The following is an 18369-nucleotide window of genomic DNA, read 5'->3' as shown; positions in this document are numbered from 1 at the left end:
CGTGTGAAAGACTACCGACACCCACGATTCCCGTAGGAGCCAGCTTGCTGGCGATGAGGCCCTCGAGCCATGCATCGTTGATCCGGCCGCCATCGCCGGCAAGCCGGCTCCTACAGTTTGGTGTCGTGTGAAAGACTACGGACATCCACGATCCCTGTAGGAGCCAGCTTGTTGGCGATGAGGCCCTTGAGCCGTGCATCGTTCATCCGGCCGCCATCGCCGGCAAGCCGGCTCCTACAGTTGGGTGTCGTGTGAAAGGCCACGGACACCCACGATTCCTGTAGGAGCCGGCTTGCTGGCGATGGGGCCCTAAAGCCTTGCGCAGCGCATCAAGCCGGTTCCGTTTTACAGGTTATCCGCGTCGATCACAGCCTTGGCAAAGGCTTGCGGATCTTCCTGCGGCAAGTTGTGGCCGATGCCGCCGCTGATGAGGCGGTATTCGTATTTGCCAGTAAAACGCTTGGCGTAATCCTCGGCGGCCGGATGCGGCGCGCCGTTGGCATCGCCTTCCATGGTGATGGTCGGCACCGTAATCACCGGGGCCTTGGCCAGTTGCTGCTCCAGCGCTTCATATTGGGGTTCGCCCTGCACCATGCCCAACCGCCAGCGATAGTTGAAAATCGTGATAGCGACGTGATCCGGGTTGTCCAGGGCCGCCGCGCTGCGGTCGAACGTCGCGTCGTCGAAGCGCCATTTTGGCGATGCCAGCTCCCAGATCAACTTGGCGAAGTCGTGACGATTCTTTTCGTAGCCGGCCTGACCGCGCTCGGTTGCAAAATAGAACTGGTACCACCATTGCAACTCGGCCTTGGGCGGCAACGGGTTCTTGCCCGCAGCCTGATTGCCGATCAGATAACCGCTGACGGCGACCAGCGCCTCGACCCGCTCCGGCCAAAGTGCGGCAACGATGTCCGCCGAGCGCGCGCCCCAGTCGTAGCCACCCAGCACCGCTTTCTTGATCTTCAGTGCATCCATGAAGTCGATGACATCACTGGCCAACGCCGCAGGCTGGCCGTTGCGAACAGTCTTGTCGGACAGGAAATGCGTGTCACCGTAGCCCCGTGCGTAGGGGATCAACACCCGGTAACCCTTGGCCGCCAACAACGGCGCCACTTCGCTGTAGCTGTGAATGTCGTACGGCCAGCCGTGCAGAAGAATCACCACCGGCCCATCGGCGGGGCCGACTTCGGCGTACGCCACACTCAGCAACCCGGCATTGACATGCTTGAGCGGGCCGAACGTGTCCGCCTTGAGGGTCGCAGCACTCGCCACCACGGGCTCGGCAGTCGCGGCTTGCGCACTGGCAGCCCCGAGAGCACCGAACTGCATCAGCGCGAACGCGAGGACCGAGGGGCCAAGGAGACGGCGACGACGCGAGGCGGAAGTACTGCTCAACACATTGATCTTCATGGTGATATCCCTGCAAGTCATTGATCGGGTGTTTGGACGACATGAATCAGCCATCGCGGGGCGCTGAGCAAACGGTGCGTTGCTCGACATCGACAGCGATGAGCGTAGTGGAAAGATCAGCCGCCCTGATTCGCGCAGTCTGCGAACTTGCTGTACCCGGCGACTTTCTGTGCGCCATTGGAATCGAGGTAGGTCAGGCGGGCATCGACAATGCCGCAGGTGCCGCCGCCGTTGTCGACGATGGAAACAACCTTCTTGATATCCAGGTGCGTGCCGTACGCAGTGGTTTGTGCCGGTACTTGAACATCGGCATGGGCCGAAAATGCGGCAACGTTCAGGACGGCAAAGAAGCTGGCGGCAATCAGTTTGTTCCAGTTCATGATGAATTCCTCAGGGTTGCAATGGGCAATGGTTGCGAGGCAAACCGTGTTGTCTCGATGGAGCCCATTTAATCGACCCGAGGTATCTGCCATGTGTCTTAGAACCCGCGGAATTAAGGCGTAAGGTGTCAAACAGGGCAGCGGATACACTGTGATACAAAGCCTGTGGGCAGGTGCACCGTGGCTGCCTAGAATGCGCAACGTGCGAATAACAAGAGGGTTGAGCAATGGAACATGTAAACCACATCCTGATCGTCGACGACGACCGGGAGATTCGCGAGCTGGTCGGCAATTACCTGAAGAAGAACGGCCTGCGCACCACGGTGGTTGCTGACGGCCGGCAGATGCGCAGTTTTCTGGAAGCCAATCAGGTGGACCTGATCGTGCTGGACATCATGATGCCCGGCGATGACGGCCTCGTGCTGTGCCGCGAGTTGCGCTCGGGTAAACATAAAGCGACGCCGATCCTGATGCTCACCGCACGCAACGACGAAACCGATCGCATCCTCGGCCTGGAAATGGGCGCCGACGACTACCTGACCAAACCCTTCGCCGCCCGCGAGTTGCTGGCGCGGATCAACGCCGTATTGCGCCGTACGCGAATGCTGCCACCCAACCTGCTGATCACCGAAAGTGGCCGACTATTGGGTTTCGGCCGCTGGCGCCTCGACACGACTGCCCGCCATTTACTCGACGAAGACAACACGATGGTGGCCCTCAGTGGTGCCGAGTACCGCTTGTTGCGCGTATTCCTCGATCACCCGCAACGGGTACTCAGCCGCGACCAGTTGCTCAACCTGACCCAGGGACGCGATGCCGACCTGTTCGATCGCTCAATCGATTTGCTGGTGAGCCGTTTGCGCCAACGCTTGATGGATGACTCGCGCGAGTCGACCTACATCAAGACCGTGCGCAGCGAAGGCTATGTGTTCTCCTACCCGGTGGAAATGCTCGGCGCAGAATCATGAAGCGTGCCTGGCGCTGAACACGACCGCCCTTCACATCCGAAGGGTTTTGTATCCGTCTGTATAAGAACCCGCGACAGATACGCAGACAGCGATTTCGCCGGGTTCGAGCACACATCACCGATACACCCGGGCGTTTAACTGTGATCACCGGATAGCAGCAGCTACCGACCCACTCAAACTAAACGCACGGAGAATCACCATGATCAATTTCTCGAAAGTTTCTTCCCTGGCACTCGGTCTGGCACTGGTCGGTGGTCTCGGCCTGTCGAATCTGGCCTCGGCCAGCACCGTGAGCGCGGTGTCCCACAGCCAGATCCAGCAACTGCTGGTGGAAGGTGGCTCGGACCGGCTGCAACAGAACCGCGTAGCTGAAGGCGGCGCCGATCGCCTGCAAGAGCTGCGCGAACGTGTCGCCGAAGGTGGCGCCGATCGCCTGCAAGAGCTGCGTGAACGTGTTGCTGAAGGGGGTGCCGATCGCCTGCAGGAACTGCGTGAACGTGTCGCCCTGATCAGCCCGGACAACGCCGTACGCGGCGGCGTGATCGTGGCGGAGAACCGCGCAGAGTTCGGTTCGAAATATCAGCGGTATTGATCGCGATCTACGTCGCAACAAAGATCCCCTGTGGGTGCGAGTGATACCCATAAATCCTCAGGTCTGACGCAAAAGCCCGCTCAATTGCGCGGGACAGTGACTGCACGCTCGTACTAAGCTTTGCGCCACATTCGATCAAGGACGATTCATGAAGCGTATCGCCGTTTGCCTGCTGTCTCTATTGACGTTCACTGCGGTCGCGGCAGACCTGAACATGCTGACTGACAACCACCCGCCCCTGCATTTCCAGCAGGGTAATCAGCTGGTGGGGTTTGGCGTGGACGTGGTGCAGGCACTGGCCGACATGGCTGGCGACCAGGTGCACTTTCAGCAAGTCCCGCTACTGCGCGCCTTGCACGTGGCCAGCACCGAGCCCGCCACGGGGGTGTTCACCGTGTTGCGCACTGCCGAGCGTGATGGCCAGTATCAGTGGGTCGGTCCGCTGATGGAGGTGGAAACCGCTCTGTATTCCACTGAAAGTACCCGGCAGCCAGTGCGCAGTCTGCTGGAGGCCGGTCATCAGGGCCGCATTGCCGTTCCGCGAAAATGGCTGGTCTACAGCTACTTGCAGAAGCAGGATGTGAACAATCTGTACGGCGTGGAAACCCCCGAACAAATGATGCGTCTGGCCCGCCTGGGTCGCGCGGAGTTCGTGGTGGCCGACACCCTTTCCGTCGCTACCATGGCCCGTGAAGAAGGAGTGCCACCCGAGCAGTTGCACTACCAGATACCGCTGATGAAGGAAGCCACGTATATCGCTTTTTCGCCGTTGACCGACCCGCGTCAGATTGCGCGCTGGCAACAGGCGCTGGACACGATGCGCCAGGATGGGCGCCTGGAACAGCTCAAGCAGCGCTGGCTGGCAGACCGCACACCACGCTGACGGCGTGGATCAACGTTCTCGATAAAGACTATGCGTGAGGGTGTTTTTTCATCGTGATGCTCCAGGACTACTGTGGGCCCATCTTCTTCCCACAGTTCTGGAGCTACATCATGAAAAGCATTATTGGTCTTGGTTTCGTCCTTTCGGTTCTTGGTGCTGCATCGGCCATCGCTGCCCCGCATGCTACGTTGCCAGTGGTGGCGGCGGCGAAGGTCAGTCAGCCGGCTACGTTGAATGTGAATACGGTTGGTGTTGATCGTAAGGACAGTCAGGCGAGTACGTTGTATGTCGCTGAAAACCGTCCTGAGTTTGGGTCCAAGTATCAGCGTTATTGATTGGCTGGTTTGTGCGGCTTTGAATAGGAAACCCCGGGAGGATTTAGTCTTTTCGGGGTTTCTTTGTTTGGGTGTATATCCGTTTTTTTTGTGATGGCTGATATTGGTTCCGCCCTTACGGCGGGTCACTTGGAAAAGCGCCAAGTAACCAAGCGCTCTTGCCCCTTTCGTTCGGTGCCTCGCCTAGGCTCGGCATGCCCTCGCTCCGGTCCTGCTCCGTGGGGGCGCTCAGATCAAAAGCGGAAGGCGAGCTAACGCTCGGCCTGATGAGTGGTGAAAATCAAAAGAAAACACCGAACCCTGTAGGAGCGAGCCTGCTCGCGAAAAGCGTATAGGCACCGCGTTCATTCAGACAACCCGCGTTATCGTTGACGTCCATCGCCAGCAAGCTGGCTCCTACAGGGGAATGCGTACGATCAAAGAGACGGGGCGGGCCGCCTCGCTTTGGCATTTGATCTTGTGGTGGCCCACTAATTTCGGACACTTACGCATTCCCCTGTAGGAGCCGGCTTGCTGCGGGCGGCGTTCCGACGATGGCGGTGGGTCAGCCAACATATTTATTGACTGGACGGACGCCATCGCCAGCAAGCCGGCTCCTACAGGGAATCGCGTTTGCTTTTGATTTTCACCACTCATCAGGTCGAGCGTTAGCTCGCCTTCAGCTTTTGATCTTGAGGTACACGCCCCCTCGAGAGGCCGAGCGCAGGTTCTGCGCAGTGGGCAACCCGGCATGGATGCCGGGTTAGCCGCGCACGGCCAAGGATGGCCGATCGCGGCGGGCCCACGGAGCAGGACCGGAGCGAGGCACCGAACGAAAGGGGCAAAAGCCCTTGGTTACTTGGGGCTCTTCCAAGTGACTCGCCGTAAGGGCGAAACCAATACCAGCCATCACAAAAAAAACGGATATACCCCCAACCTACCCCCCAACCAAGCGCAAAGCCAAAGCCTTGGCCTGACTAGCCACGTCAGTCACCGCCGTACTCTCCCACCACATCCCCCGCAACGGCGGCCCCATGGCAAACAGCCGCCTCGCAACCTGCCCATCACCACCCAGCACCGCGCCATCAACCGCCGCCGCAATCCCCAGCGCCAACGGCCCCGGCCGCACCAACCCACGGGCCAACAGCTGCCGCGGCAACGGTCGCGCCACCCGTCGCCAGTCATACTCGATGCCACTGGAATTGATCAACGCCGCGCCACTGACGACAACCGTTTGCCCTTCGCCACGTCGACGAATACGGATACTGACACCACCCGAAGCCGGCTCCAGCCCTTTGAACGAAGCCGCCTGAATCCGCAACCGCCCTTCCCCGTGCAATCGCGCAACCAACTCGGCACTCAACGGCGGCGACCGGTGATGATGACTTTCCCACCACGGCCGCACATGCCGCACAAACTGCCGACGCTGCCCATCCGTCGCCTGATTCCACAACCGACCGATATGCGCCCGCACCGTATCCAGTGGCGCCTGCCAGTCGACACCCTGCTCAATGGCATCCCGGCAATGCCGACGCAGTGCTCGCACCAACTGTCGCGGCGTACGAATGCTGTGATCCTCGGCAAGAAAATCCACCCACACCGGTGGTTGTCGACGCACGTGCGGCAGCAAGCCATGCCGCGAAAACACTTCGATCGGCCCGCGATGCCCGGCCTGTTCCAGCGACACCACGGCATCGACCATGGTCAGGCCCGAACCGATGATCAACACTGTCGATTGCGGATCCAGCTCACGCATCGCGGCAACATCCCAGGGATCAAGCGCCGCAGCGTTCAAGCCACTGGACTCGGTCTGTGGCGTGCGCGCAGCCGGAAACATCCCGGTCGCCAGCACCGCATAAGCGCCCTGCAACCGCTGGCCGTCACTCAAGCTCAGCCGCACCGAATCATCCAGCGTCTGCAGGTCCACCACCTCGGCCCGCACATGCTCGACCGTCGAGCCATTCAACGCGCCCAGCGCTTGCGCTTCGGCCAACCGTTGCTGCACGTACAACCCGAAAATCCCCCGGGGCGGAAATAGCTCGCTGACCGGCACATGCTGCTCATCGGACTCCGGCCAGCCACCATCGGCGATGTACTCGGTCAGCCATTGCGTCAGGTCGTCGGCGTTGTCCGGGTCGACGCTCATGCGCGCCGCGTTGCCGTTGAGCGTATGGCCCAACTCGACCGCGCTGTAGGCCTCGCCCCGTCCAAGTTCTGCCCGGGGCTCGATCACCAGCAACGAGCGTTTGCCGGGAAGGCGCAACAACTGCGCCGCCAGCATCGCGCCGCTGAGGCCACCGCCGACGATCAGGATGTCCGCGTGGCGGATGGCGTCGGTCGCCTGTCCGCGTTGGGTTTCAGTCATGGCGTTCTCACTGCTCAGTGTTTACCTAAATAAAAGTCATGCAGATCGCCCCGCGCCAACAGCGCCTCACTGCTGCCGGACAACACCACCCGGCCGGTGTCGAGGACATAGGCCTGAGAGGCGTACTTGAGCGCCACATTAATGTTTTGCTCGGCAATCAGAAAGCTCACCTGCTCGTCGCGATTGAGCTGGGCGACGATCTCGAAAATCTCCTGGACGATAATAGGCGCCAAACCCATGGAAGGTTCATCAAGCAGTACCAAAGTAGGACGTGTCATCAACGCCCGGCCGATGGCGACCATCTGCTGCTCGCCACCGGACGTCAGCCCGGCCTGGGTCTTGCGCTTGGTTTTCAGGCGCGGGAACCAGGCGTAAATCCGCTCCAGGTCCCGGGCCAGCTCCTGGCGGTTCAAGCCGCGCACGAAGCCGCCACTGCGCAGGTTGTCTTCGACCGTCAACTGCGGGAACACGTGGCGACCTTCCAGCACGTGCACCATCCCTTGACGCACCCGCAAACTGGGATCGACACCCGCCGTATCGCGACCGAGAAACTCGATCGTGCCGCGACTGACTTGCGCCCGCTCGGCCCGCACCAACCCGGAAATCGCCTTCAGCGTGGTGCTTTTGCCCGCACCGTTGGCACCCAGCAACGCGACGATGCCGCCCTTGGGCACCGTCAGCGAAACCCCGGCCACGGCCAGGATCGCCCCGTCGTAGATCACCTCGATGTCGTTGACTCGCAACAGGTCGTTGGCGGCAATGTCGCTGGCGGCTTGGCTCATGGTTTATTCATCCCCGGTGCAAGTGCGTGGCGTCAGGCCTTTTTCCTTGGCGAACGCGGCGGATTTTTCATCGATCAACGGCCGCAGCAAGGCGCGGTCGGCGGCGATCCAGTCGCTGATCAGCGTCCAGTTCGCACCGTCCCACTGCTGAACCCGCGCCGAACCGCCACCCTCGTGATCCTTGCAGGACAATTTGAGGTTTTGCATCAGGCCGAAATAACCCATGTCCTTGAGCCGCGCATCGTCGATGTTCAGGTGTTCCAGACCCCAGCGGCCTTCTTCGCCGTTCAACGGACGCTTGCCGAATTTGCCTTGGGCCGTGCGGATTGCTTCCACCATCACTGCGGCATTCACCAGCCCGGAGTTGTAGTAGACGCTGCCGAAATTTTTCAGGTCCTTGAGGTCGCTCTTGCCCTTGTCGAGGATGAATTGCTTGAGGCGTTTGTGAATCTCGAAATCAGCGCCTGCGGGGTATGGCGTCAGCGCCAGATAACCCTTCGCGGCGGCGCCTGCGGGCAACACGTCTTCGCTGGAACTGGCCCAGATGTCGCCGACGATGTGGTCCACTGGGAAGCCGAAACGCGCGGCGGTTTTCACGGCGACCGGCGTCGACACGCCCCATGTACGCAGGAACACCCAGTCCGGGTTGACCTGGCGAATCTGCCGCCATTGCGCCGATTGCTCGTTACCCGGATCGGCCACCGGAATCTGGATGTTCTCGAAGCCGTATTTCTCCGCCAACAGCTTCAACGGGCCGAGGGTTTCCCGGCCATACGCGGAGTCGTGATAGACCGTGGCAATCTTCTTGCCCTTGAGTTTGTCGAAACCACCCTCGCGCTGAGCGATGTAATTGATCAGGCTCGATGCCTCGCTGTAGAAGGTCAGCATCACCGGGAAGTTGTACGGGAACACCGTGCCGTCGGTGGCTTCGGTGCGCCCGTAGCCGAGGGTGATCAGCGGGATCTTGTCGACTTCCGCGCGCTCGCTCAGCGCATAGGCCGCCGGTGCGCCGTTGGGTGAATAGATCGCCACCGGCGCGCCATCCAGGCCTTTCTTGAAGCGCTCATAGCACTCGATGCCCTTCTCCGCCGTCCACTCGGTTTCGCATTCCTGCCATACCAATTTGACGCCGTTGATTCCGCCTTCCACATCGTTGATGTAGTTCAGGTAATCGAGCATCCCGGCCCACACCTGCACGCCGCTGGAGGCGTACGCGCCGACGCGATAGGTGGCCAACGGGAAGAATTGCTGGTCCGCCGAGGCCTGGACCACCGGCACTGCACTGCTGAAAACGGCCAGCGTCAAAGCGGCGCCGACCAACGAACGTTTCAAGGATGCACGCATGTTGTCTCTCTATCTAATAATGGAAAGGATTCAGAAGCGCAGCGGCCAGTGACTCAGCCGTTCACGAAGGTTGCCCAGCAGGCGGATCAGGCCTTCCGGTTCCTTGATCAGGAACAGGATGATCAGCACGCCGAAGATGATTTTTTGCAGGTTCTGCAACTGCCCGGCGTCCACCGAACCACCGAACAAGGCTTGCCCGGCGTGGCTGAGCAGGATCGGCAACAGGCTGATGAACGCGGCGCCGACAAAGTTGCCGGCGATGCTGCCCATCCCGCCGATAATGATGATGAACAGGATCTGGAACGACCGGTTGATATCGAAACTGCTGGCGCTGGCAGTGCCCAGGTAGGCGAAGGCCCACAGCGCCCCGGCGATGCCGAGGTAGAACGAACTGACGGCGAACGCCAGGTGTTTGTAGCGCACCACCGGAATGCCGATTACCGCTGCGGCGGTGTCCATGTCGCGGATCGCCATCCAGTTGCGGCCGATCTGGCTTTTCACCAGGTTCACCGCCAGCCAGGTCAGCAACAATACGGTGGTCAGGGTCAGCAGATAGCGTCCGAGCGGCGTGTTCAGGTCGTGGCCGAACAGCGCCAGTTTCGGTGCGGAAATGGTCCCGGACGAACCGTAGTTGTAGAACCAGGGGAATTTGACGAACAGCCACTCCAGGAAAAACTGCGCCGCCAGCGTGGTGACCATCAGGTAAAAGCCTTTGATCCGCGAACTCGGCAGGCCGAAAACAAAACCCACCACTGCGCTGATCAGCCCGCCGCCGAGCAACGCGACGGGCAAGCCCAGTTCAGGCAAACGCAGCAAAAATCCATACGTGGCAAACGCCCCGACCGCCATGAACCCGGCCGCGCCGACCGAGGTCTGGCCGGTGTAACCGGTGAGCAGATTCAGGCCGAGCCCGGCCAGGGACAGCACCAGAAACGGGATCAGGATTGCGTTCAGCCAATAGTCGTTGCCGGTCAGCGGCACGACCACGAAGGCGATCAATAACAGGCCAAGTAGTCCAAACGGGATACGACGCTGGATCAACACCGACGGCGCGGTTTCGCGGGCAAGGGAAATGGACATGGGTTCAGACTCGCTCGATGGCGCGCTCGCCGAACAGGCCGGCGGGACGGATGTACAGGAAGGCCAAAGCCAGGACATAGGCGAACCACGGGGTGATGCCGCCGCCGATCAGCGGACCGACGTAGACCTCGGCGAGGTTCTCCGCCGCGCCGACAATCAGTCCGCCGACGATGGCCCCGCCAATCGAGGTGAAGCCACCGATGATCAGCACCGGCAACGCTTTGAGCACCACCAGCGACAGCGAAAACTGCACCCCTTGGCGAGCGCCCCAAAGCAGTCCCGCCACCAACCCGACAACCCCGGCCACGGCCCAGACGATCTGCCAGATCCGGTTGAGGTTGATGCCGATCGACAACGCGGCGGTGGTGTCATCCGCCACCGCCCGCAACGACACGCCGATGCGGGTCTTGTTGAACAGCAACGCCAGCACCGTCACCAGGACGATGGCGGCAGCGGCGGCAATCAGGTCGAACTGGCTGACCATCATCCCGCCGATGAACACCGGCACGTCGTCTATCCCTAAGTCCAGCGCCCGCACTTGCGACCCCATCAAGCCTTGTGCCAGGCCTTCGATGATGAAGGACAGCCCAAGCGTGGCCATGAACAAGGTGATCTGCGAGCGGTTGACCAGTGGCCGCAGCACCAGCCGTTCGATCAGCAACGCGCCGATGATCATCACCACCACGGTCAGCAACAGCGCCAGGGCAAACGGCACGCCCTGATCGTGCAGGCTGACGAAGGTCAGCGCGGCGAACAACAGCATCGCGCCCTGGGCAAAATTGAACACGCCGCTGGCCTTGTAGATCAGCACGAAGCCGATGGCGACCAGCGAATACATGGTCCCGGCGAGCAGGCCGCCGAGCAGGGTTTCGAAGAAAAATGTCATCAGTGCACCACTCCCAGATACGCCGCGATCACTTCGGGATCGGCCTGCACTTCGGCCGGCGTGCCGTCGCCGACCTTGCGCCCGTAATCAAGGACCACGACGTGGTCGGACAGGCCCATGACCACGCTCATGTCGTGCTCGATCAACACCACCGTGGTGCCGAGGTCGCGGTTAATGTCGGCGATGAAACGGGCCATTTCCTGTTTCTCTTCGGCGTTCATTCCGGCCATCGGCTCATCCAGCAGCAACAGGCGCGGGCCGGCGATCAAGGCGCGGCCGAGCTCTACGCGTTTTTGCAGGCCGTAGGACAGATTGCCCACCGGCACATCGCGATGCGCCTGCAGCTCAAGGAATTCGAGAATGCCCTGGGCTTGCTGGCGGAAGGCTTCGGCCTCGCGGCGTGCTCGCGGCAGGTTGAGTGCCTGTTCGATGAAGCTGCTGCGCAAGTGCCGCGACAGGCCGGTGAGGATGTTGTCGATCACGCTCATTTTCTTGAACAACGCGTTGTTCTGGAACGTGCGGCCAATGCCTCGGCGCGCAGCGGTCAACGGGTCGATGCGTTTGAACGGCTGTTGCTCGAAGACAATCGAACCGGCGTCGAAGCGGTACACGCCGTTCAGCACGTTGAGCAGCGAACTCTTGCCCGCGCCGTTGGGGCCGATCAGCGCGCAGATCTCGCCCCGACGCACGTCGAAGGACAGCTCGTTGATCGCTTTCACGCCTTTGAAGGACAGGGAAATGCCGCTGACTTGCAGGATGGAATCGGTCGAAGTCATGCGATGTCCTGTTTGAATTCAGTGAGCCAGGTTGGCGCGGCTTTCACCTCAGGCGTGCGCGTGGCTTGCCAGATGTAATGCAGGTTGTGAAAACCGAGCAGTCGCCGAACGCGATTCTTGATCAGGCGTTGCAGGCCTTTTTCCGGGTGAGCGATGGCCCACTCGCAAAGACGTCGACGCCAGGTGCCTTGCGCGGCGAGGCGACTGTCGATTTCCTCGGCCAGCAGTTGCAGACGTTCGGCCGACAGCAACAGCCCCGAAGGCGCCACCTCACGCCGGTCGCGACTGGCACTGCCGGGGCTTTCCGGGAAAGCCAGGGAGTGGCCGCTGTTCAGCCATTGCTCAAGCAACACCGTCAGGCCGGCCTGCCATTGCGTGCCCTCTTCGCTCCACAGTTGCGCGTTCTGGCGCCAACGGTTGAGGCGCTGCGGAGTGTCCACCGGGCCAAGCAGGTCGTTGAAGTTGAGCAGCGTTTGGCCCTGATTGAGCCACAGTTGCCGGGTCTGCCGGCCTTGAACGAAGGCGTGCGTGGGCCCGCTGCGCCAGAGGGTTTTGTGCAGGGATTCGGGGTCGAGGTTGTCCGGCAGGGTCAGCAACTGCCCGCCGATGTGTTGTGCGGCCAGGGCCAGCAGCAACAGATTCGGTTCGAACGCCCCGCTGAGGGCCAGGCGCGAATCTTCGGTAAAACCTTGCTGGCGCAAGCCGTCGGCCAAACGCTCGACATCGCGCAGTGCATCGATCCAGCGCCAGACAAACCACTGACCATGGCGCTTGTGACGCAGCGCCGGCTGCAACGGACTGACCTGCGCCCAGTGACGCAATTGCTCCAGCGCCGTGGGCAGCTCGACCCGCCACTCGGCGGTGTCCGCGAGGGGCGGACGTTTGAGTTCATGCACGCTCATGGGTTGACCTCCTGTTCATGGGCAAAAGCGTGCGGTGGTCCGCTGGGCCAAAATCTCTAAAACACCACCATCCCCTGTAGGAGCCGGCTTGCCGGCGATAGCGGCGTGACAGCCGACATCAATGCTGGATGTACCGGCCTCTTCGCGGGCAAGCCACGCTCCTACAGGGTTTTGTGTTGTCTGCAAATATCATCCACAACACGAATCCTGTAGGAGCCGGCTTGCTGGCGATGGCGGCGTGACAGCCGACATCAATGCTGGATGTACCGGCCTCTTCGCGGGAAAGCCACGCTCCTACAGGTTTTTGTGTCGTCCACGGATATCACCGGCAACACGTATCCTGTAGGAGCCGGCTTGCCGGCGATGGCGTCTAGGCAGACACCACTTTCTTCTCCTGCTGCCGCAACCCCGCCAAATCCCGATACCCCGCGCCCGGATGAATCTCCGGCAACCGCGCGCCCTCCCCGAACAACTTCTCGCGCAAGGTCCCCGGTGCGTACTCGGTCTTGTAGACCCCACGCTTCTGCAACTCCGGCACCAGCAGTTCCACGGCGTCGATAAAGGTTTCGTGCGTCAGCGCATAGGCCAGGTTGAAGCCGTCCACATCGGTCTCTTCAACCCACTCCTGCAAAAGATCGGCAACCGTCTCGGCACTGCCGACAAACAGCGGACCAAACCCGCCAATTCCGACCCAGTCCGCCAGTTCATTCGGTGTCCAGACCTTGTTCGGATCGGCCGTGGAGAACGCTTCCACTGCCGATTGGATGGCGTTGGTGTGCACATGCTTGAGCGGTTCATCCGGTTTGAACTGACTGAAATCGATCCCGGTCCAGCCCGAAATCAATGCCATCGCACCTTCATAGCTGACCCAGGTTTTGTATTCCTCGAACTTGGCTTTAGCCTTGGCATCGGTCTCACCGAGGATCACCGTTTGCAGGTTGAAGATCAGGATCTTCGACGGATCACGCCCGGCTTCGGCGGCGCGACGACGGATGTCGGCCACGGTCTTTTTCAGCAGCACTTTCGACGGCGCCGCCACAAACACGCATTCGGCATGTTCAGCGGCGAACTGCTTGCCACGATTCGACGCTCCGGCCTGGTACAGCACGGGCGTGCGTTGCGGTGACGGTTCGCAGAGGTGAATGCCCGGCACCTGGAAGTGTTTGCCGACGTGCTGGATTTCGTGAATTTTGCTCGGGTCACTGAAAATCCGACGCTCGCGATCGCGCAGGATCGCGCCCTCCTCCCAACTGCCTTCCCAGAGTTTGTAGCAAACCTCCAGGTACTCTTCGGCGTAGTCGTAACGGGCGTCGTGTTCGGTCTGGTTTTTCTGGCCGAGGTTCTTTGCGCCGCTTTCCAGATACGAGGTGACGATGTTCCAGCCCGCGCGGCCTTTGGTCAGGTGATCGAGGGTCGACAGGCGTCGGGCGAACGGATACGGGTGCTCAAACGACAGCGACGCAGTCAGGCCAAAACCCAGATGCTCGGTGACCAGCGCCATCGGCGGAATCAGTTGCAGCGGATCGTTGACCGGCACCTGCGCCGCCTGACGGATCGCCGCGTCACCGTTGCCGTTGTAGACGTCATAGATGCCGAGCACATCGGCAATGAACAACCCGTCGAACTTGCCGCGCTCGAGGATTTTCGCCAGATCGGTCCAGTATTCGAGGTCTTTGTATTGCCACGAACGGTCCCGTGGGTGCGCCCATAAACCGGGCGACTGGTGACCGACGCAGTTCATGTCGAAAGCGTTTAGACGAATTTCCCGGGCCATCAAACGGCGCTCCTGAAGCTTGGGGGATGAATGCCGTTAAGGCGAAAATTACCGATGAGGTGGAGTTTCCAGTGCAGCGGATCGTGCAGTGAGCCGGGCAATGTGGTGCGTTGCCCGGTGAGTTCAAACTCGGCGTGGCTTACGGTGTTGAGCGCCTCTGCACTGGCGAGGTGAGACTCGGCAATGGCGACGCTGACTTCGGTGTCGTCTTCGTGGCTATTCAAGAAATCGTCGGCACGTTCAAGCAGCGCGGCGGCGACTTCGATGCGGATCTGCACGTCGCCGAAACGGCTGATGACGTATGGGTCATCCTTGGTTTGAGTCTGCTGACGAACGAAGCGCAGGGTCGCATCGAGCAAACTGCGCGCGTTGTGCAAGTCATGCTGACTTTTGGCCAGGGGTTGCCCGGCAGCAATCGGTTGGGTCAATGCATTCATGGTGGACTCCTCAGTTCCAGGCGTGGCGCGCAGGCTTGACGCCGTTGAGCAGGTAGTTGCCGATCAGGTGGTATTTCCAGCGGGCCGGGTCGTGCAGCGTATGAGTGCGGGCGTTGCGCCAGTGGCGGTCAAGGTTGTACTTGCCGAGCACCGAGCGTGTGCCGGCCAGTTCGAAAAGTTTGCTGCTGGCGAGCAACGCGATTTCCGCCGAGAGAACTTTGGCCTGGGCGACCACCACCGAGGCGTTGGCCACTGTGTCTTCATTGGGATTGAGCAACGCCGCGTCGATGGCTTGCCCGGCTTTCTTGAGGATCACTTCGGTGCCGTGGACCCGCCATTCGAGATCGCCGATGGCGGCGATGCTGAACGGGTCCTGCCAGCCGTAGTCGTGTCCGCTGTCGATCCATGGTCGGGATTCACGGGCATAGCGCTTGGTTTCTTCCAGCGCGCCGACGGCGATGCCGGTGTCCACTGCGGCCTGAATGATCTGTGAAATCGGGCCGTCGGCGGTGGGTTCGTCGAACGCTTTGTGAGCCGGGATCACCGCGTTCAACGGCACCTTCACCGCATTCAACGTGACGCCGCCGCTGGCGGTGGTGCGCTGGCCAAAACCGTCCCAACTGTCGATCACGGTCAGGCCGGGATTGTCGCGCTCGATGAACGCGATGAACGCCTGGTTCTGCTCGTTGACCGCCACCGCCGGGACGATGTGCGCGAACAGCGCGCCGGTGCAGTAGAACTTCTCGCCGTCGATCTGCGCGGTGTCTTTGTCGAAACGAATGCGGGTTTCGAAGGCCCCGGCGTTTTTGCTTTTGGCTTCGGAGAAGGCGTTGCCGAAGCGGTAACCCTGCAAGACTTTGCTGAAGTAGTAACGCTTCTGCTCTTCGGTGGCGGTTTGCAGCAGGATGTCGAGCACGCCGAGGTGGTTTTGCGGGATCTGGCCGAGGGACGAGTCGGCGGCGGATATGATCTTGATCACTTCGGCGACGGTCACGTAGGAAACGCCGGCGCCACCGTAAGCCTTGGGAACGGTGATGCCCCAGAGGCCGCTGGCGGAAAACTCGTCGAGCTCGGCGACCGGCAAGCGGCGCTCGCGATCACGCACGCTGGCCTCGACGGCGAAGCGGGCAGCGAGTTTGTGAGCGACGGCGATTGCCTCGGCGTCCGAGCGGATCACATGGGCGGTGCGAGGGGGTTGGGCAGAGGCTGTCATGGGCCGACTCCGGGATTCTGGTGGATGCACCAGAGCTTTTGCAGGAGTCGTGCCTGAAATATTTTTTCTTATTTATCAGCTAGTTGAATAACTATCCGAGAAAGCCTTGCAGCTTTAAAACAACAAAGTGTCCATCCAGTGTTGGTCGACGAACAGTTAGATCACCACGTTTCGCACGAACCGTGCGGCGACCGGCCCATCATTGCGATAGCTGTGCGGCTGGTTGCTGGCAAACATATAGAACTCGCCGGCAGCGATCTCATGGGGCGTGTCGCTGAGCATCAGGGTCAGGCAGCCTTCGAACACATAGATCTGTTCGCTCCAGCCCTCGGCATCCGGTTGCGATGGGTATATTTCGCCCGGTTGCAGGCACCATTCCCACTGTTCCACTTCACGGGTGGCGGTGGCTTTGGACAGCAAAACGGCTTTGCTGCCCGGAATCACCCCGGCCCAGGCCAGTTCGTTGATGCGGCTCGGGTCGCGGGCGTCCGGCGCCTGGATCAGGTCGCTGAAGGCCACGTCCAGCGCTTCGGCCACGCGATCGAGGGTGGTCAGGCTGACGTTCTTCTCGCCGGCCTCGATAGCCACCAGCATGCGGCGGCTGACCCCGGACTTTTCGGCGAGCGCGGTCTGGCTCATGTCGGCGGCGTGGCGCAGACGCCGAACGTTCAGGCTGACGTGCTGAAGGACCGAAGCCCGTTGCGTTGAATCTTTGTGCACTATATTGCTCACTTGTCGGAGTTGGGCAGTATACTGCGCAACATTCGGCGCATTGTGCGTCGCCCTCAGGTAGCGCGCAAGGTCATGACGTCGTTGAACTCCTCCCCGGCTTCTTCCCGCAAGTTCAGCAAGGCCGAGTGCGTGCTGGTGCTGATCACCATGGTCTGGGGCGGGACTTTCTTGCTGGTGCAGCACGCGATGACCGTCAGCGGCCCGATGTTCTTCGTCGGCCTGCGCTTTGCCGCCGCCGCGTGCATCGTCGCCCTGTTCTCCTGGCGTCATCTGCGGGAAATGACCCTGTTCGAACTCAAGGCCGGCACCTTTATCGGCGTGGCGATCATGCTCGGCTACGGCTTGCAGACCGTCGGGTTGCAGAGCATTCCAAGCAGTCAGTCGGCATTCATTACCGCGTTGTATGTGCCCTTTGTGCCGTTGCTGCAATGGCTGGTGCTGGGGCGGCGTCCGGGGCTGATGCCGAGCATCGGGATCATGCTGGCCTTCACGGGGTTGATGTTGCTGTCTGGGCCTGCCGGTGCTTCGTTCAATTTCAGTCCGGGTGAAATCGCCACGCTGATCAGCGCCATCGCGATTGCCGCGGAAATCATTTTGATCAGCACCTACGCCGGCCAGGTCGATGTGCGCCGGGTGACGGTGGTGCAATTGGCGACCACCTCGGTGTTGTCGTTCTTGCTGGTGGTGCCGACTCAGGAAGTCATTCCTGACTTTTCATGGTTATTGCTGTGCAGCGCCCTCGGCCTCGGCGCGGCGAGTGCGGCGATTCAGGTGGCGATGAACTGGGCGCAGAAGAGCGTTTCACCGACGCGGGCGACGTTGATTTACGCGGGTGAGCCCGTGTGGGCCGGGATCGTCGGAAGGATCGCCGGGGAACGGTTGCCGGCGATTGCGTTGGTGGGCGCGGGGTTGATTGTGGCGGCGGTGATTGTGAGTGAGTTGAAGACCAAGGGTAAGGCTACTGCGGTCGAGGAAGAGTTGGAGCGCGAAATTCAGGGGTAAGCCTCAAGATTTGAAGCGCCTGATAAATCGTCTTCGCCCCTTGCGACCACGTCGACCTTCACCTCTTTGCCGTACAACCCGACATCCCGCGGCTCGACGCTGCGGAACATGCCAAACATATGATCGGCACCGCGCTCACTGGCACAGGCCTCTATTGACGGCATGCACGCCGCTCAAGCGGAAGGTGACGCATGAACCCGTACATATCGATGACCAACAATGATTGCGATATTCCGGTGCTGCTGGTCGCCATGTACACATCCCTCCTGTAGGAGCCGGCTTGCCGGCGATGGACGTTAACGATAACGCGGGCTGGCTGAATGAACGCGTTGCCCCGACGCTTTTCGCCGGCAAGCCGGCTCCTACAGGGGAATGCGTACGATCAAAGAGACGGGGCGGGCCGCCTCGCTTTGGCATTTGATCTTTTGGTGGCCCACTAATTTCGGACACTTACGCAGATCTCCTGTAGGAGCCGGCTTGCTGGCGATGGCGTCCGTCCAGTCAATAAAGATGTTGGTTGACCCACCGG

At 60.9% G+C, this 18369-nt stretch carries 18 protein-coding genes; 5 read left to right on the top strand and 13 right to left on the bottom strand.

Features of this window, described 5'->3' with window-relative positions:
- Positions 1-345 precede the first annotated feature (345 nt).
- Positions 346-1410, bottom strand: a complete 1065-nt coding sequence (locus KGB24_RS18190; RefSeq protein WP_223415802.1) for an alpha/beta fold hydrolase — start codon at positions 1408-1410, stop codon at positions 346-348.
- Positions 1411-1526: 116 nt separating this feature from the next.
- The gene (locus KGB24_RS18185; protein WP_008033592.1) at positions 1527-1790 is read right to left on the bottom strand and encodes a DUF2790 domain-containing protein; all 264 of its coding nucleotides are present in this window, start codon (positions 1788-1790) and stop codon (positions 1527-1529) included.
- Positions 1791-2017: 227 nt separating this feature from the next.
- Here KGB24_RS18185 and KGB24_RS18180 point away from each other — a divergent pair, with 227 nt between their 5' ends.
- The 4 genes from KGB24_RS18180 to KGB24_RS18165 all read left to right on the top strand — a co-directional run bounded on the left by KGB24_RS18180 (position 2018) and on the right by KGB24_RS18165 (position 4568).
- Positions 2018-2758, top strand: coding sequence for a response regulator (locus tag KGB24_RS18180; RefSeq protein ID WP_008033593.1), 741 nt, complete (start codon positions 2018-2020; stop codon positions 2756-2758).
- 199 nt (positions 2759-2957) lie between these two features.
- A complete protein-coding gene (locus tag KGB24_RS18175; protein ID WP_223415803.1) occupies positions 2958-3350 on the top strand; it encodes a hypothetical protein in 393 nt (130 codons plus the stop codon).
- A gap of 148 nt (positions 3351-3498) precedes the next feature.
- On the top strand, positions 3499-4233 hold the full coding sequence (locus KGB24_RS18170; RefSeq protein ID WP_223415804.1) for a substrate-binding periplasmic protein: 735 nt from the start codon (positions 3499-3501) through the stop codon (positions 4231-4233).
- A 110-nt stretch (positions 4234-4343) separates the two neighbouring features.
- A complete protein-coding gene (locus KGB24_RS18165; protein ID WP_223415805.1) occupies positions 4344-4568 on the top strand; it encodes a hypothetical protein in 225 nt (74 codons plus the stop codon).
- A gap of 916 nt (positions 4569-5484) precedes the next feature.
- Here KGB24_RS18165 and KGB24_RS18160 read toward each other — a convergent pair.
- The 11 genes from KGB24_RS18160 to KGB24_RS18110 form a co-directional block, all read right to left on the bottom strand.
- A complete protein-coding gene (locus KGB24_RS18160) occupies positions 5485-6912 on the bottom strand; it encodes an FAD/NAD(P)-binding protein (protein ID WP_223415806.1) in 1428 nt (475 codons plus the stop codon).
- A gap of 14 nt (positions 6913-6926) precedes the next feature.
- Positions 6927-7694, bottom strand: coding sequence for an ABC transporter ATP-binding protein (locus tag KGB24_RS18155; RefSeq protein WP_223415807.1), 768 nt, complete (start codon positions 7692-7694; stop codon positions 6927-6929).
- 3 nt (positions 7695-7697) lie between these two features.
- Complete coding sequence (locus KGB24_RS18150; protein WP_192496355.1) at positions 7698-9038, bottom strand: ABC transporter substrate-binding protein; 1341 nt, start codon at positions 9036-9038, stop codon at positions 7698-7700.
- 30 nt (positions 9039-9068) lie between these two features.
- Complete coding sequence (locus KGB24_RS18145) at positions 9069-10118, bottom strand: branched-chain amino acid ABC transporter permease (protein WP_223415808.1); 1050 nt, start codon at positions 10116-10118, stop codon at positions 9069-9071.
- A gap of 4 nt (positions 10119-10122) precedes the next feature.
- The gene (locus KGB24_RS18140; protein WP_008029209.1) at positions 10123-11004 is read right to left on the bottom strand and encodes a branched-chain amino acid ABC transporter permease; all 882 of its coding nucleotides are present in this window, start codon (positions 11002-11004) and stop codon (positions 10123-10125) included.
- Positions 11004-11780, bottom strand: a complete 777-nt coding sequence (locus KGB24_RS18135) for an ABC transporter ATP-binding protein (protein WP_192417544.1) — start codon at positions 11778-11780, stop codon at positions 11004-11006. The genes KGB24_RS18140 and KGB24_RS18135 overlap by 1 nt, the downstream gene beginning before the upstream one ends.
- The gene (locus KGB24_RS18130; RefSeq protein ID WP_223415809.1) at positions 11777-12682 is read right to left on the bottom strand and encodes an AMP-binding protein; all 906 of its coding nucleotides are present in this window, start codon (positions 12680-12682) and stop codon (positions 11777-11779) included. The genes KGB24_RS18135 and KGB24_RS18130 overlap by 4 nt, the downstream gene beginning before the upstream one ends.
- A 370-nt stretch (positions 12683-13052) precedes the next feature.
- Positions 13053-14456: an LLM class flavin-dependent oxidoreductase gene (locus KGB24_RS18125; protein WP_223415810.1), complete on the bottom strand. Its 1404-nt coding sequence runs from the start codon at positions 14454-14456 to the stop codon at positions 13053-13055.
- Positions 14456-14893: an acyl-CoA dehydrogenase gene (locus KGB24_RS18120; protein ID WP_223415811.1), complete on the bottom strand. Its 438-nt coding sequence runs from the start codon at positions 14891-14893 to the stop codon at positions 14456-14458. The genes KGB24_RS18125 and KGB24_RS18120 overlap by 1 nt, the downstream gene beginning before the upstream one ends.
- Before the next feature lie 10 nt (positions 14894-14903).
- A complete protein-coding gene (locus KGB24_RS18115; RefSeq protein ID WP_223415812.1) occupies positions 14904-16106 on the bottom strand; it encodes an SfnB family sulfur acquisition oxidoreductase in 1203 nt (400 codons plus the stop codon).
- Between the two features lie 156 nt (positions 16107-16262).
- Positions 16263-16826, bottom strand: a complete 564-nt coding sequence (locus KGB24_RS18110) for a helix-turn-helix domain-containing protein (RefSeq protein ID WP_008029196.1) — start codon at positions 16824-16826, stop codon at positions 16263-16265.
- Here KGB24_RS18110 and KGB24_RS18105 point away from each other — a divergent pair.
- On the top strand, positions 16821-17840 hold the full coding sequence (locus KGB24_RS18105; protein ID WP_223415813.1) for a DMT family transporter: 1020 nt from the start codon (positions 16821-16823) through the stop codon (positions 17838-17840). The two genes, KGB24_RS18110 and KGB24_RS18105, sit on opposite strands and share 6 nt — an antisense overlap.
- The last annotated feature ends 529 nt before the right edge of the window (positions 17841-18369 follow it).

Origin of the sequence: Pseudomonas sp. BF-RE-25 (assembly GCF_019956105.1) — a bacterium.
GTDB lineage: Bacteria > Pseudomonadota > Gammaproteobacteria > Pseudomonadales > Pseudomonadaceae > Aquipseudomonas > Aquipseudomonas migulae.
The sequence above is the reverse complement of the archived record's forward strand: the minus strand, read 5'-3'. Positions and strand labels throughout refer to the sequence as shown.